This window comes from Pseudomonas sp. NFACC04-2 (assembly GCF_900119265.1).
In the GTDB taxonomy this organism is placed as follows: Bacteria; Pseudomonadota; Gammaproteobacteria; order Pseudomonadales; family Pseudomonadaceae; genus Aquipseudomonas; species Aquipseudomonas fluorescens_AA.
The window spans coordinates 25166-38123 of record NZ_FPJC01000026.1 but is presented as its reverse complement, the minus strand read 5'-3'; the positions used below and the strand labels follow the sequence as shown (position 1 = coordinate 38123).

Sequence of the window (12958 nt, the reverse complement as noted above, 5' to 3'; positions counted from 1 at the left end):
GTTTGGAACGCATCGCAGTCATCGACTTTGAAACCACCGGGATCACCCCGAGCAGCAGTTGCCGGGCCACCGAGATCGCGGTGGTGATGCTTGAGCGAGGCCGGATCGTCGACCGCTACCAGAGCCTGATGAATGCCGGTGTGCGCGTCCCTGCGTTTATCGAGCAACTGACCGGCATCAGCAACGCCATGCTGCGCAGCGCACCTTCGGCGGAGAAGGTCATGAACGAGGTCAACGAGTTCGTCGGCATCACGCCACTGTTGGCCCACAACGCCGCGTTCGACCAGAAGTTCTGGGATTTCGAACTGGGACGTATCAAACGCACCCGCTTGCAGAATTTCGCCTGCTCACTGTTGCTGGCCCGGCGCCTGATGCCGGCGGCGCCGAACCACAAGCTCGGCACGCTCAACGTGTTCGCCGGCTTGCCCCACACCGGTCAGGCTCACCGGGCCATGGCCGATGCTGAAATGGCCGCCAACCTCACCGCGCACCTGGCTTCGCAACTGCGGCAAAAGCATGGGTTGCGGGAGTTGTCCCATGATTTGCTGTGCAGTTTGCAGAAAGTGCCGGCGGCGAAGATCAACGAGCATCTCAAGCGCCATCGCGGCTTTTAGGCTCACCGCAAATCCCGTGTGGGAGCGGGCTTGCTCGCGAATGCGGTGTGCCAGTCAACTGACAGGTAACTGGCACACCGCATTCGCGAGCAAGCCCGCTCCCACAGGTTGATCAGTGTTTGACCGTTTATTTCCCATTGCCTTCCAACTGCCCCAACGGCACGCGCTTTTCAATGGCGCTGGACAGCACGATGGACGTCTTGCTGAAACCGAACTTGGCAATGCGGTTGATCAGCTCTTCCAGCTCGGGCATCGAGCCAACCGCCGCTTGCATGATCACGCACGGATCCCCGGTGACCCGGTGGCATTCGGTCAGTTGTGGGATCTTGCACAGCTCGTCGTAGGTTTTCTGGTTGCCGTGCTGGTTCATTCGCAGTTCGATGACGCACTGCACCGGCAGGCCGATCTTCGCCATGTCGACTTTGGCTTGATAACCGGTGATGACACCGCTGGCTTCCAGTTTGCTGACCCGTTCGGCCACGGCGGGGGCCGACAGGTTCACTTTGCGGGCCAGTTCGGCGTAGGACGCACGACCGTTGTCCAACAGGGCACTGAGCAACATGCGGTCGTATTTATCCACGGTTTGGCTTCCTGTCGGCGTGACTTTCGAAAGCGCGATTTATAGCGCTGATCACCGTGTTTTGAAAAGTGTATGGCCTGGATAAACAGGTTTTGTAGCTTAATTTCCGTCTGTCGCCTTTCTAGAATAGCGTCTCTCATTGTCCTGACTTCGAGCTGAACATGCCTGGCCCACGCCGTTTTCCCCTGCCATTGATCGCTGCCTTCTTTGCCTTGTATGTCATCTGGGGGTCGACCTACCTGGTGATTCGTATCGGCGTGGAGCATTGGCCGCCACTGTTGCTGGCCGGGATTCGTTTTGTGTTGGCCGGTTCGCTGATGTACGGCTTCCTGCGCTGGCGCGGGGCGCCGGCGCCGACCTGGGCGCAATGGAAGGCCGGGGCCATCATTGGCGTGCTGTTGCTCAGTTTCGGTAACGGTGCGGTCAGTGTGGCCGAGCACACCGGCGTGGCGTCCGGGGTCGCGGCGTTGGCGGTGGCGACGGTGCCTTTGTTTACCTTGCTGTGCGGATATTTCTGGGGCGCGCGTAATACCCGTCTGGAATGGGCAGGGATTGTGCTGGGGTTGATCGGCATCGCCATGCTCAACCTCGGTTCCAATCTGCAATCCAGCCCGCTGGGGGCAACCTTGCTGGTGTTCGCGGCGGCCTCCTGGGCCTTCGGCTCGGTGCTCAGCAAACACCTGCCGTTGCCGGCCGGGGCGATGGCCAGCGCCGTGGAAATGCTGGTGGGCGGTGTGGTGCTGTTGATCGGCAGCGTGGCCAGCGGTGAACACCTGGACAGCATGCCGCCGCTGGAAGGCTGGTTCGCGCTGGCGTACCTGACCTTCTTTGGTTCGATCATCGCCTTCAACGCCTACATGTACCTGCTCAAGCATGTGCGTCCGGCGGCGGCCACCAGCTATGCCTACGTCAACCCGGCCGTGGCGGTGCTGCTGGGCATCGTATTCGCCGGTGAAACCATCGGAATCGAGGAGGCCCTGGCGATGTTGGTGATCATCAGTGCGGTGGTGTTGATCGGCTTGCCGCAGTGGCGCAAACCCAAGCCTGCGCCGGCCACCTCCTGATTTAGGGTAAACTGCCGCGCATTGCACACCTTGCGCTGATTTTTCCTACGGTATTTCCATGACTTTCGCCACCCTTGGCCTGATCGAACCCTTGCTGCGCGCCCTCGAGACGCTCGGCTACCAGACCCCGACTCCGGTTCAGGCCCAAGCCATGCCGGCAGTGCTCGCCGGTCGCGACCTGATGGCCGCAGCCCAGACCGGTACCGGCAAGACCGCCGGCTTTGCGGTGCCGCTGTTGCAGTTGCTGACCACCGAAGGACCGAAAGTCGCGGCCAACTCGGTGCGAGCGCTGATCCTGGTGCCGACCCGTGAATTGGCTGAGCAGGTCCATGAAAGCGTGCGTCAGTACGCGCAAAACCTGCCTTTGAGCACCTACGCGGTGTACGGCGGTGTCAGCATCAACCCGCAGATGATGAAGCTGCGCAAAGGTGTCGACCTGCTGGTCGCCACGCCGGGTCGCTTGCTCGATCTGTTCCGCCAGAATGCGCTGAAGTTCAATCAACTGCAGACGTTGGTGCTGGACGAAGCCGACCGCATGCTCGACCTGGGTTTCTCCGAGGAACTGGCGAATATCTACAAGGCCCTGCCAAAGAAACGCCAGACCCTGTTGTTCTCGGCGACCTTTTCCGATGCGATCCGCTTGCTGGCCGGGCAGATGCTCAATGATCCGCTAAGCATTGAAGTGAGCCCGCGCAACGTGGCAGCCAACACCGTCAAGCAATGGGTGGTGACGGTGGACAAGAAGCGCAAGCCGGAATTGTTCGTGCACCTGATGCGCAAGCATAAGTGGAAGCAGGTGCTGGTATTCGCCAAAACCCGCAACGGCGTCGATGCACTGGTGGAAAAACTCCAGGGCCTGGGGGTCAACGCCGACGGTATCCACGGTGACAAGCCTCAGGCCACCCGCCAACGTGCGCTGGACCGCTTCAAGGCCAGCGAAGTGCAGATCCTGGTCGCCACCGACGTTGCCGCCCGTGGCTTGGACATCGAGGATTTGCCGTTGGTGGTGAACTTCGACCTGCCAATCGTGGCCGAGGACTACATCCACCGTATCGGCCGTACCGGCCGGGCGGGCGCTACAGGACAGGCGATTTCCCTGGTCTGCGCCGATGAAGTGAATCTGCTGTCAGCCATCGAGATGTTGACCCGTCAGACGTTGCCTCGCCAGATGGAACAAGACTTCGAGCCTGAGCACCGCGTGCCGGACACCGATGCCAGCGGCCAAGTGATCAAGAAACCGAAAAAGCCGAAGAAACCGAAAGCCTCCGGTGGCGGCGGCAAGCGCAACCTGGGTAAGTGGGTGGACAGTGGCGACGCGGCGCCGGTGGAGCCTTCGGTCAAGCCGGTGCGCAAAGTGCCGGTGTTCAATACCGGGCCGCGTAAGCGTAAGCCTTGATGACCTGCCAGGTCTGATAAATCGCTATCGCGAGCAAGCTCGCTCCCACAGTTGACCGGGTTCTGTCATAAGGATTGCGATAAATGTGGGAGCGAGCTTGCTCGCGATAGGTGCGCCTCGGTCTTCAACCCTGGCGCTGTAGCCACTCCACCATTCCCAAGCCCGCTGTCCGGCCACTGGCAAAGCACGCCGTGAGCAGGTAGCCGCCGGTCGGCGCTTCCCAGTCGAGCATTTCCCCGGCGCAGAAAACCCCGGGCACTTGCTTGAGCATCAGGCGTTCATCCAGGGCTTGGAACGTCACGCCACCGGCGCTGCTGATGGCTTCGTCCAAGGGGCGGGGCTTCACCAGGGTGACCGGCAGGGCCTTGATGGCCTGGGCCAGCCGCGCCGGGTCAGTGAAACATTCGGCCGGCGTGAGCTCGCGCAACAGCGCCGCCTTGACGCCGTCGATCCCCAACTGGCTGTGCAAGTGCTTGGCCATTGAGCGTGAGCCTCGTGGTTTGTTCAGGGCCTGAAGGATTTTATCCACAGGCCGGCCCGGCAATAGATCCAGATGAATGGTCGCGCTGCCGCATTGGTTGATCGCTTCGCGAATCGTTGCCGACAGGGCGTAGACCAGGCTGCCTTCGAGGCCAGTGGCGGTGAGCACGCATTCGCCGAGGCGCGGTACATCGTCGTTCAGGCCCATGGCGATGTTCTTGAGCGGGGCCCCGGCGAATTTGCTGATCATCAGGTCGCTCCAGGCTTCTACCTCGAACCCACAGTTGCTGGGTTGCAGTGGCGCCAGGGCTACGCCACGCTGTTCCAGCGGTAGCATCCAGGCGCCGTCGGAGCCCAGGCGCGACCAACTGCCGCCGCCCAACGCCAGCAAGGTGGCCTTGGGGTACAGGGTTTTGTCGCCTTCAGGGGAGGCGATGCGCAAGCTGCCATCCGGGTTCCAGCCGAGCCAGCGATGACGCGTGTGGATCACCACGCCAGCATCGCGCAGGCGCTTGAGCCAGGCGCGCAACAGCGGTGCGGCCTTCATGTCGGTAGGAAATACCCGCCCGGAGCTGCCGACAAAGGTGTCGATGCCCAGCCCGTGGATCCATGTGCATAACTCATCCGCCCCGAATGCCCGCAACAGCGGCGCGAGATTTGGCGCGCGTTCGGCGTAGCGGGACAGAAAAGCCGGAAAGGCTTCGGAGTGGGTGATGTTCATGCCGCCCACGCCGGCCAGCAGGAATTTCCTGCCCACCGATGGCATGCCGTCGTACAGGTCGACTCGCAGGCCGGCCTGGCTCAACACCTCGGCCGCCATCAGGCCGGCGGGGCCGCCGCCGATGATGGCGATGTTTGGTGTGTAGGATTGGGTGGCTTGGGTCATGGCAATTGGTGAGGCTGGGGAATAAGCCGCGCATTCTATCAGCACAGATCCCTGTGGGAGCGGGCTTGCTCGCGAAGGCGGTGTGACAGTCGGATATCCATGTAGCTGATACACCGCTTTCGCGAGCAAGCCCGCTCCCACACTTGTATGCGGTGTTCTCGAGAGGTGTGATCAAAAAACAGCCAAGCCCCTGCAAGCTATAGGCAACATAGCCTGTAGGCCGTTTCGCTCAGGTTATCCACAGGCCGCTCCACAGGCATTGTGGGTAAAGCCCAGGTTTCAGTGACAACCTGATGACGTCCAGACCCTTTGTGCGCTGTGGTGCAGGATCCCGTGGCGGCGAGCCAGGGCCTGGCGGTCCTTGCTGTAGCCACCGCCAATCACGCCGACCACCGGGATGTCGCGGCCCAGGCAATGGCGCATGACGCTCTCGTCCCGGGCGGCGAGGCCTTCGTCGGTCAGTTTCAGGTAACCGAGGGCGTCGTCCTTGTGTACGTCGACGCCGGCGTCATACAGGACCAGGTCCGGTTGGTAGAGCGGCAGCAGGTAGTTGAGGGCGTCGTCCACCACCTTCAGGTAGGCGGCGTCCTCCATGCCCATCGGTAGGGGAATGTCCCAATCGCTGTGCGCTTTGCGTGCGGGAAAATTCTTTTCGCAGTGCAAGGAAACTGTCACGGCGTCCGGGGTGTCATGGAGTATTCGGGCGGTGCCGTCGCCCTGATGCACATCGCAATCGAAAATCAGCACCCGCGAGACCCGACCGCTGGCCAGGAAATAGCGGCTGATCACCGCTAGGTCATTGAAAATGCAGAACCCGGCCGGGTGGTCGTAGTGGGCGTGATGGGTGCCGCCGGCCAAGTGACAGGCCAGTCCGTGTTCAAGGGCTTGTTCGGCGGCCAGCAGCGAACCGCCCACGGCGCGCACCGTTCGGCGGGCCAGGGCCTCGCTCCAGGGCAGGCCAAGTCGCCGTTGGTCTTCGCGGGACAACTCGCCGCCCATGTAGCGTTCGATATAGGCACGGTCGTGGGCCAGGGCGAGGATGTCCGGCGGACACAGCGACGGGCGCAACAGCTCCGCGTCGCGGGCCAGGCCGCTATCCACCAGGTGATCGCGCAGCAGGCGAAACTTGTCCATGGGGAACCGGTGTTCCGCCGGGAATTCGGGGCTGTAGTCTTCGTGATAGATCAGCGGCAGTGGCATGGTGTTTTCAGTAGTGATTGAGTGACGGATCCTACCAGCGATGTAGACTCTGGGGCATGGAAAGGGAGTGAAGATGGAGCCGATACTGGAACTGGAAAGCGCACGGTTGCTCTTGCGGCAGTGGCGCGATGATGACTTGCCGGAATTTGCCGCCATGTGCGCCGACCCGCAGGTGATGCGTTATTTCCCGGAGCGCCTGAGTCGCCTGGAAAGCGCCGCCCTGATTGGCCGCGTGCGGGGGCATTTCGCCGAGCATGGTTTTGGTTTGTGGGCGCTGGAACGCAAGGACACCGGGGACTTCATCGGCTTTACCGGGCTCGGTGTGGTCGGGTTCGACGCGCCGTTCACGCCGGCCATCGAAATCGGCTGGCGCCTGGCCCGGGAGCACTGGGGCCTGGGGTATGCCAGCGAAGCGGCGTGGACCGCCCTGCGTTGTGCCTTCGACCAGTTGACGCTGGACGAAGTGGTGGCGTTCACCGCCGTCGATAACCTGCCCTCGCAAAAGGTCATGCAGGCCATTGGCATGCAGCACGACCCTGCGGACGACTTCGAGCACCCGACACTCGCCGTCGGTCATCCATTGCGTCACCATGTGCTTTATCGCATCAATCGTGAGCAGTGGTTGCAAACCCTGCACGGTTAGTCGACACGGACGTTTACAATGCCCGGCCAAATGGCCCGGGCCAACAATCGATCCGCCGCCGCAGCGTAGACTGCGCGGTCATTGCGCTGTGTGAGGAAAGTCTGAATGAGCCACGTGTTGGAAGATCTGGTCGACCTGCTGACCCTGGAACCGATCGAAGAGAACCTGTTTCGCGGTCGCAGCCAGGATCTGGGGTTTCGCCAGTTGTTCGGCGGCCAGGTGCTGGGCCAGTCGTTGTCGGCGGCCAGCCAGACCGTGGAAGAGGCGCGCCATGTGCATTCGATGCATGGTTATTTCCTGCGTCCGGGGGATGCCGCGCTGCCGGTGGTCTACCAGGTGGACCGGGTGCGTGACGGTGGCAGCTTCAGCACCCGCCGGGTGACGGCGATCCAGAAGGGCAACCCGATTTTCACCTGCAGTGCGTCGTTCCAGTACGACGAACAGGGCTTTGAGCACCAGAGCACCATGCCGCAGGTTGTCGGGCCGGAAAACCTGCCGTCCGAGCTGGAACTGACACAGCAGCGCGCGCACCTGCTGCCCGAGCACATGCGCGAAAAACTGCTGTGCCCCAAGCCGATCGAGGTGCGCCCGGTCACCGAAAAAGACCCTTACAACCCGCAACCGGCCGACCCGGTGAAATACGTGTGGTTTCGTGCCGATGGCGCCCTGGCGGACTCGCCGGCCTTGCACAAATACCTGCTGGCCTACGCCTCGGACTTCGGCCTGCTGACCACTTCGCTGCTGCCCCATGGCAAATCGGTGTGGCACAAGGATATGCAGGTCGCCAGCCTCGATCACGCCTTGTGGTTCCATGCCGACCTGCGCGCCGATGACTGGTTGCTCTACGCCATGGACAGCCCGTGGGCCGGCAATTCCCGTGGATTCTCCCGGGGCAGCGTGTTCAACCGCGCCGGACAGCTGGTGGCCTCGGTCACCCAGGAAGGCCTGATTCGTCACCGCAAGGACTGGGCATGAGCCTGTCCGAGGTTCGTCACTGGGTGTTCGACATGGATGGCACGCTGACTATCGCCGTGCATGACTTCGCGGCAATCCGCGTGGCCCTGGCGATTCCGGCCGAAGACGACATCCTCACTCATCTGGCCGGCTTGCCCGCTGAGGAAGCGGCGGCCAAGCATGCCTGGTTGCTGAAACACGAACGGGACCTGGCGCTGGGCTCCAAACCTGCACCTGGCGCGGTCGAGTTGGTGCGAGAGCTGGCTGGGCGCGGCTATCGCCTGGGGATCCTGACCCGCAACGCCCGCGAACTGGCCCACGTGACGCTGGAGGCCATTGGCCTGGCGGACTGTTTCTCCGTGGAGGATGTGCTGGGCCGTGACGAGGCACCGCCCAAGCCACATCCTGGTGGCCTGTTGAAACTGGCCGAGGCCTGGAACGTGGCACCGGACACGATGGTGATGGTGGGGGACTACCGCTTCGACCTGGACTGTGGCCGGGCGGCAGGGGCGCGGACGGTGTTGGTGAACTTGCCGGACAACCCATGGCCGGAGCTGACGGATTGGCATGCGCGCGATTGTGTTGAGTTGCGGCGGATGCTTTTGGCTTGAGATGGGTGGTGACTGACCCGCCGCCTTCGCGAGCAAGCCCGCTCCCACAGGAGGGTTGTCGATTACAGAATCTGTGTTCGACACAAATCTATTGTGGGAGCGGGCTTGCTCGCGAAAGGGCCTTCCTAGTCGACACAAAGCTTACTGCCCGAACAACGTCTTCAGCCCCTCCGGCGAATTGAACATCCCACTCCCATCGTGCCCGACCCCCGGTACTTCGATCAGCCGCTGGTTCAGCCCCACGGGATGACGCCGGGTCAGGTAGTCGAAAAAGAAATGCCCGCGCAATAGCCGGTAGGGCCCTTGGGTCTGCGCTTCACAGCCCTTGTCCAGCGCCGGATGCTCCGGGTCGACGTCCTGCTGCCCGAGCAGATAAACGATGTCGCGTTTGACGTAGTTCTCCTCCAGGCGGGCGGGCGTCTGTCCGGCGGCATAGGTGGGCAGGTCCTGCAGGCCGTATTTCCAGCGATTGAAACCAGGGCAACTGGCGGGGTCGAACGCCATGGGCCGTTGCCCATCGAAGTAGGCATAGGACGACGGATTGGCGATGACAAACCGCGGGTTGATCCGGTATCGGCCTTGGGCGAGCAGGGCATAGCGCTGCACAACCTGGGCGCCGCCGGAATGACCGGCGATGACGATCTCCTTCACTTCGGGGAACTGCTGCCGGTCACTGACCCGCGCGACGATGTCGTCGAGGACCTGGAAGGAACTGACGGGATTGGGCCCTGTGGATAAGCCACCGGCCATCCAGTCGTTGCCCTGCCAGCGCAGTAGCTCATCGGGCAATGTGTGGCGAGCCACGTCCTGCTCGTTGAGGAATTGCGGGGCGATAATCAGGGTCGTGCCCTGCTGCCCGGCCTGTTCGGCAGCCTTTTCGGCGCTGTGCAGGTAGGTCTCGGCATTGCGCAGCCGACCATGAAGAATGATCAGCACGCGCTGGACGGACGCCGGGGGCGGGCTGACGGCGACGGCCATGGCGCCGCCCTTGAGTTGCAGGCGCCCTTGGGCGACCACGTTGACGCCGTGTTCATCTGCCTGGGCAACGGCGCAGCACAGCACCAGCCCGATCAACGCACGCCACTTCATCTACAGGTTTTTCGCTGCGAAGGTGTCGCACTGGCTGACCTGGCCTTGAGCGAAGCCGGTCTTGAACCAGCGCACCCGCTGCGCCGAGGTGCCGTGGGTGAAAGAGTCCGGCACTACGCGGCCCTGGCCTTGTTGCTGCAAGCGGTCATCGCCGATGGCGTTGGCGGCGGTCAAGGCCTCCTCGATGTCCCCCGGCTCCAGCCAGTTCAGGCGTTTTTGCGCATGGTTGGCCCAGACGCCGGCCAGGCAATCGGCCTGCAATTCCTGGCGCACCAACAAGCCGCCGTCGCCTTCCATCTGCCGGCCTTGCTGGCGGGCTTCCTGGATCTTTGCCGATACGCCAAGCAGCGTCTGCACGTGATGGCCGATTTCGTGGGCAATGACGTAGGCCTGGGCGAAATCGCCTGCGGCGGCGAAGCGTTGGGACATTTCCTTGAAGAAGCTCATGTCCAGGTAGACCTGTCGGTCCGCCGGGCAATAGAACGGACCGGTCGCCGAGGAGGCCAGGCCGCAGGCCGAGTTGACTCGACCGCTGAACAACACCAGTTTGGGTTGCTGGTACTGGCGTCCTGCCTGTTGGAAAACCTGGCCCCAGGTGTCTTCGGTATCGCCGAGGATCGAACGCACGAACTCGGCCTGTTCATCGTTGGCCGGTGGCGCTTGGCGGGTTTGTGAAGTGGCAGGCGCGGACTGGTCCATCTGCCCGGCCAGTTGCCCGAGGATCTGCATCGGGTCCTGGCCAGTGATCCAGCCAATGCCGACGATCAGGAGAATGGCGGTCAGGCTCAATCCCTTGCCGCCACCGAAACGCATTCCGCCACCGCCCCCACCTTCACCACGGGCGTCCACCACGTTGTCACTGCGGCGACCTTTTTTCCATAACATGTGGGAAGTCCTCTGAATGACCCTGCTAAAAATAACTGCTGTGGCGGTGAGTCTAGCTTTTAGGCGCCCAAGGTGCGCGCCGCGCTTGAGCTGTCAGGCAACGGACACGGGTTTTGGTTCAGCGGTGAGCCAATCCTGCCGGGCTCTGGAATTTTCATTACACTTCGGATTCAGAACTTATCGGTATGCTCGCTGGCCCAACAACTGCAACGTGCGTCACGGCCCCTACATCAAGCAACGCAGGTTTTCCTCATGACCGTCAGCACACCGCTCTCAGGCGTCAATCAGGCTTTCAAGGGCATTGTGCTTATTCTGGTCGCAACGTTTCTGTTCTCCAGTCATGACGCGTTGTCCAAATATCTGTCGGGTTTTTATCCGATCATCATGGTGGTCTGGGCACGTTACGTGGTGCACACCTTGTTGATGGCGGGTATCTTCCTGCCGCGTTCGGGGCTGCGGGTCCTACGTACCAAGCGCCCGTTGTGGCAGTTGGCCCGGGCGTTGTGCCTGCTGGGCACCAGTCTGTTTTTCACCACTGCGTTGATGTTCATCCCACTGGCCGAGGCGACGGCGGTCAACTTCCTCGCGCCCGTGCTGGTGACCGCGTTGTCGGTGCCGTTGCTGGGCGAACACGTGACGCGGGGTCAATGGATCGCGGTGATCTTCGGTTTTATCGGGGTGTTGATCATCGTCCATCCCGGTGGCGATCTGTTCACCCCGGCGGTGTTGTTGCCCTTCTGTTCGGCGTTGTTTTTCTGTTTCTACCAACTGCTCACGCGCAAGCTCAGCGAGATCGACAGCCCGACCACCAGCAATTTCTTCGCCGGCCTGTGCAACACGTTGGTGATGAGCGCGCTGGTGCCGTTTTTCTGGCAAGTGCCGAGCCTGATGCACGGGGTGATGATGCTGGCGCTGGGTGCCTGTGGGATGACCGCGCACCTGATGCTGACCCAAGCCTTCCGCTTTGCCGCCCCGGCGCTGCTCGCGCCGTTCGGGTATTGCCAGATCGTGTTTGCCGGCCTGCTGGGCTGGTTGTTCTTCAGCCATACGCCGACGCTGACCACCGTGGTGGGCATCGCCCTGATCTGCTTGAGTGGGTTGGCGGCGGCGTGGCAGCAGCGGCGCAAGTGACCGGATCTGTCTGGACCGGGAATGATCGCTCTGTGGCGAGGGGATAAATCCCGTCGCCACAAGTTGGATTTCTGCCTCAATGACTAATCAGCTTTCCAGCGTCGGCACCTTGCGCGGCGCCATGAAGTACAGCCAGGTCAGGGCAATGAAGTACATCGCCGGAATCAGGGTGAACAGCACGGTGTAGTTGTTGTTGGTGATCGTGAGGATGTGGCCCACCAACTGGGTCATGAACATCCCGCCGATGGCCGCGCACATGCCGCCGAAGCCGAACACCGTACTCATCATGTGCTTGGGCGTGTAGTCCATCACCAGGCTCCAGATGTTGGCGGTCCAGGCCTGGTGCGCGCCGATGGCCAGGGAAATGGCGAACACCGCCATCCACAGGTTGCTTGCGCCGGCGGCCATGATCACGCCGATGATGCAGCAGGCGAACAGCAGCATGGACACCAGCCGCGCCTTGATCGGATTGAGGCCGCGACCGATCAGGAACGAAGACAGGATCCCGCCGCCCACGCTGCCGAAGTCGGCGGTGAGGTAGATGATGATCAGCGGGATGCCCATCTGGGTCACGTTGATGCCCAGGTTGTATTGCTGGTTCAGGAACGGCGGTAGCCAGTAGAGGTAAAACCAGAACACCGGTGCGGTGATCGAGTAGGCCAACGCGAACGCCCAGGTGCCGCGCATGCGCAGGATGCGGGAGAACGGTACGCGGGTCTGGTCCGGTTCGTCCTGGGCCTGAATGTAGTCCAGTTCTGACTGTTTGACGGAGGGGTGGTCTTCGGGGTTGAAGTATTTCAGCCCCCAGAACAGCAGCCAGATCCCGCCCAGGGCGGCCATGCACAGGAACGCAGCCTGCCAGCCCCACACGTGCAGGACCAGTGGCAGCAGCATCGGGGTGAACATCGCGCCGACGTTGGTCCCGGCGTTGAAAATGCCCGTGGCCACGGCCCGTTCACCCGCCGGGAACCACAGCCGCGTGGTTTTCACGCAGGCCGGGTAGTTGGCGGCTTCGGTGAGGCCGAGGATGAAGCGGCAGACCATGAAGCCCACCGCCGAGGTCGCCAGGCCATGGGCGCCGGTCGCCAGGCTCCAGAGCAGCACGGCGCAGAAGAACACGCGCTTGACGCCGATCCGGTCGATCAATCGCCCCTGCAACACGAAGCCGACGGCATAACCGACCTGGAACCAAAAGTTGATGTTGGCGTAGTCCATCGCCGTCCAGCTCATTTCCTTGGCCAGGATCGGCTGCATCACGCCCAAGGCGGCGCGGTCGATGTAGTTCAGGGTGGTGGCGAAAAATACCAGGGCGAGCATGCCCCAACGGGTCTTGCCCACGGCCATGGCGCCGCGGATCTTGTCTCCGACGCCGCCGGTGGAGGCACTCAGGCCAGGGGCCAGGCGGGAACTTTGGGAAGGAATCAT

13 protein-coding genes are annotated in these 12958 nt (G+C 62.3%); 7 read left to right on the top strand and 6 right to left on the bottom strand.

From position 1 onward, the window contains the following. Nucleotides 1-2: 2 nt before the first annotated feature. Nucleotides 3-614 carry a 3'-5' exonuclease gene (locus BT125_RS25120; RefSeq protein ID WP_072411448.1) on the top strand — a complete coding sequence of 204 codons (612 nt, stop codon included), beginning with the start codon at nt 3-5 and terminating at the stop codon, nt 612-614. A gap of 127 nt (nt 615-741) precedes the next feature. Here the strand turns inward: BT125_RS25120 and BT125_RS25115 are convergent, their stop codons facing one another. Then, on the bottom strand, nt 742-1194 hold the full coding sequence (locus tag BT125_RS25115; RefSeq protein WP_014340343.1) for an Lrp/AsnC family transcriptional regulator: 453 nt from the start codon (nt 1192-1194) through the stop codon (nt 742-744). A gap of 161 nt (nt 1195-1355) precedes the next feature. Between BT125_RS25115 and yedA the strand changes: the two genes are divergently transcribed. Both yedA and BT125_RS25105 read left to right on the top strand, forming a co-directional pair. Then, complete coding sequence (yedA, locus tag BT125_RS25110; protein WP_072411446.1) at nt 1356-2258, top strand: drug/metabolite exporter YedA; 903 nt, start codon at nt 1356-1358, stop codon at nt 2256-2258. Between the two features lie 58 nt (nt 2259-2316). Further along, nucleotides 2317-3654 (top strand): RNA helicase RhlE1, encoded by a 1338-nt coding sequence (locus BT125_RS25105; protein ID WP_072411442.1) that lies wholly within the window; start codon nt 2317-2319, stop codon nt 3652-3654. 124 nt (nt 3655-3778) lie between these two features. Here the strand turns inward: BT125_RS25105 and BT125_RS25100 are convergent, their stop codons facing one another. Together BT125_RS25100 and BT125_RS25095 are read right to left on the bottom strand one after the other, a co-directional pair. Then, complete coding sequence (locus BT125_RS25100; protein ID WP_072411440.1) at nt 3779-5020, bottom strand: TIGR03862 family flavoprotein; 1242 nt, start codon at nt 5018-5020, stop codon at nt 3779-3781. Nucleotides 5021-5299: 279 nt separating this feature from the next. Then, nucleotides 5300-6220: a histone deacetylase family protein gene (locus BT125_RS25095; RefSeq protein WP_072411438.1), complete on the bottom strand. Its 921-nt coding sequence runs from the start codon at nt 6218-6220 to the stop codon at nt 5300-5302. A 73-nt stretch (nt 6221-6293) separates the two neighbouring features. On the opposite strand from BT125_RS25095, the gene BT125_RS25090 reads away from it, so the two are divergent. The 3 genes from BT125_RS25090 to BT125_RS25080 all read left to right on the top strand — a co-directional run bounded on the left by BT125_RS25090 (nt 6294) and on the right by BT125_RS25080 (nt 8428). Next, nucleotides 6294-6863, top strand: coding sequence for a GNAT family N-acetyltransferase (locus tag BT125_RS25090; RefSeq protein WP_072411436.1), 570 nt, complete (start codon nt 6294-6296; stop codon nt 6861-6863). A gap of 105 nt (nt 6864-6968) precedes the next feature. Beyond that, the gene (gene tesB / locus BT125_RS25085; RefSeq protein WP_072411434.1) at nt 6969-7838 is read left to right on the top strand and encodes an acyl-CoA thioesterase II; all 870 of its coding nucleotides are present in this window, start codon (nt 6969-6971) and stop codon (nt 7836-7838) included. Continuing rightward, nucleotides 7835-8428 carry an HAD family hydrolase gene (locus tag BT125_RS25080; RefSeq protein WP_072411432.1) on the top strand — a complete coding sequence of 198 codons (594 nt, stop codon included), beginning with the start codon at nt 7835-7837 and terminating at the stop codon, nt 8426-8428. Before tesB ends, BT125_RS25080 begins: the two co-directional genes overlap by 4 nt. 141 nt (nt 8429-8569) lie before the next feature. On the opposite strand, the gene BT125_RS25075 is transcribed toward BT125_RS25080, so the two are convergent. Together BT125_RS25075 and BT125_RS25070 are read right to left on the bottom strand one after the other, a co-directional pair. Further along, a complete protein-coding gene (locus tag BT125_RS25075; RefSeq protein WP_072411430.1) occupies nt 8570-9517 on the bottom strand; it encodes an alpha/beta hydrolase in 948 nt (315 codons plus the stop codon). Beyond that, nucleotides 9518-10402, bottom strand: coding sequence for a KPN_02809 family neutral zinc metallopeptidase (locus BT125_RS25070; RefSeq protein ID WP_072411429.1), 885 nt, complete (start codon nt 10400-10402; stop codon nt 9518-9520). Nucleotides 10403-10654: 252 nt separating this feature from the next. Here BT125_RS25070 and BT125_RS25065 point away from each other — a divergent pair, with 252 nt between their 5' ends. Further along, nucleotides 10655-11533, top strand: coding sequence for a DMT family transporter (locus BT125_RS25065; RefSeq protein ID WP_072411427.1), 879 nt, complete (start codon nt 10655-10657; stop codon nt 11531-11533). A gap of 87 nt (nt 11534-11620) precedes the next feature. On the opposite strand, the gene BT125_RS25060 is transcribed toward BT125_RS25065, so the two are convergent. Then, the gene (locus tag BT125_RS25060; protein WP_072411425.1) at nt 11621-12958 is read right to left on the bottom strand and encodes an MFS transporter; all 1338 of its coding nucleotides are present in this window, start codon (nt 12956-12958) and stop codon (nt 11621-11623) included.

Bases quoted from the DNA above. Each gene is read 5' to 3' on its own strand.
- yedA (WP_072411446.1), top strand. From the start codon at position 1,356: ATGCCTGGCCCACGCCGTTTTCCCCTGCCATTGATCGCTGCCTTCTTT.
- BT125_RS25075 (WP_072411430.1), bottom strand. From the start codon at position 9,517: ATGAAGTGGCGTGCGTTGATCGGGCTGGTGCTGTGCTGCGCCGTTGCC.
- BT125_RS25070 (WP_072411429.1), bottom strand. From the start codon at position 10,402: ATGTTATGGAAAAAAGGTCGCCGCAGTGACAACGTGGTGGACGCCCGT.
- BT125_RS25090 (WP_072411436.1), top strand. From the start codon at position 6,294: ATGGAGCCGATACTGGAACTGGAAAGCGCACGGTTGCTCTTGCGGCAG.
- BT125_RS25105 (WP_072411442.1), top strand. From the start codon at position 2,317: ATGACTTTCGCCACCCTTGGCCTGATCGAACCCTTGCTGCGCGCCCTC.
- BT125_RS25100 (WP_072411440.1), bottom strand. From the start codon at position 5,020: ATGACCCAAGCCACCCAATCCTACACACCAAACATCGCCATCATCGGC.
- BT125_RS25065 (WP_072411427.1), top strand. From the start codon at position 10,655: ATGACCGTCAGCACACCGCTCTCAGGCGTCAATCAGGCTTTCAAGGGC.
- BT125_RS25060 (WP_072411425.1), bottom strand. From the start codon at position 12,958: ATGATTCCTTCCCAAAGTTCCCGCCTGGCCCCTGGCCTGAGTGCCTCC.
- BT125_RS25095 (WP_072411438.1), bottom strand. From the start codon at position 6,220: ATGCCACTGCCGCTGATCTATCACGAAGACTACAGCCCCGAATTCCCG.
- BT125_RS25080 (WP_072411432.1), top strand. From the start codon at position 7,835: ATGAGCCTGTCCGAGGTTCGTCACTGGGTGTTCGACATGGATGGCACG.
- tesB (WP_072411434.1), top strand. From the start codon at position 6,969: ATGAGCCACGTGTTGGAAGATCTGGTCGACCTGCTGACCCTGGAACCG.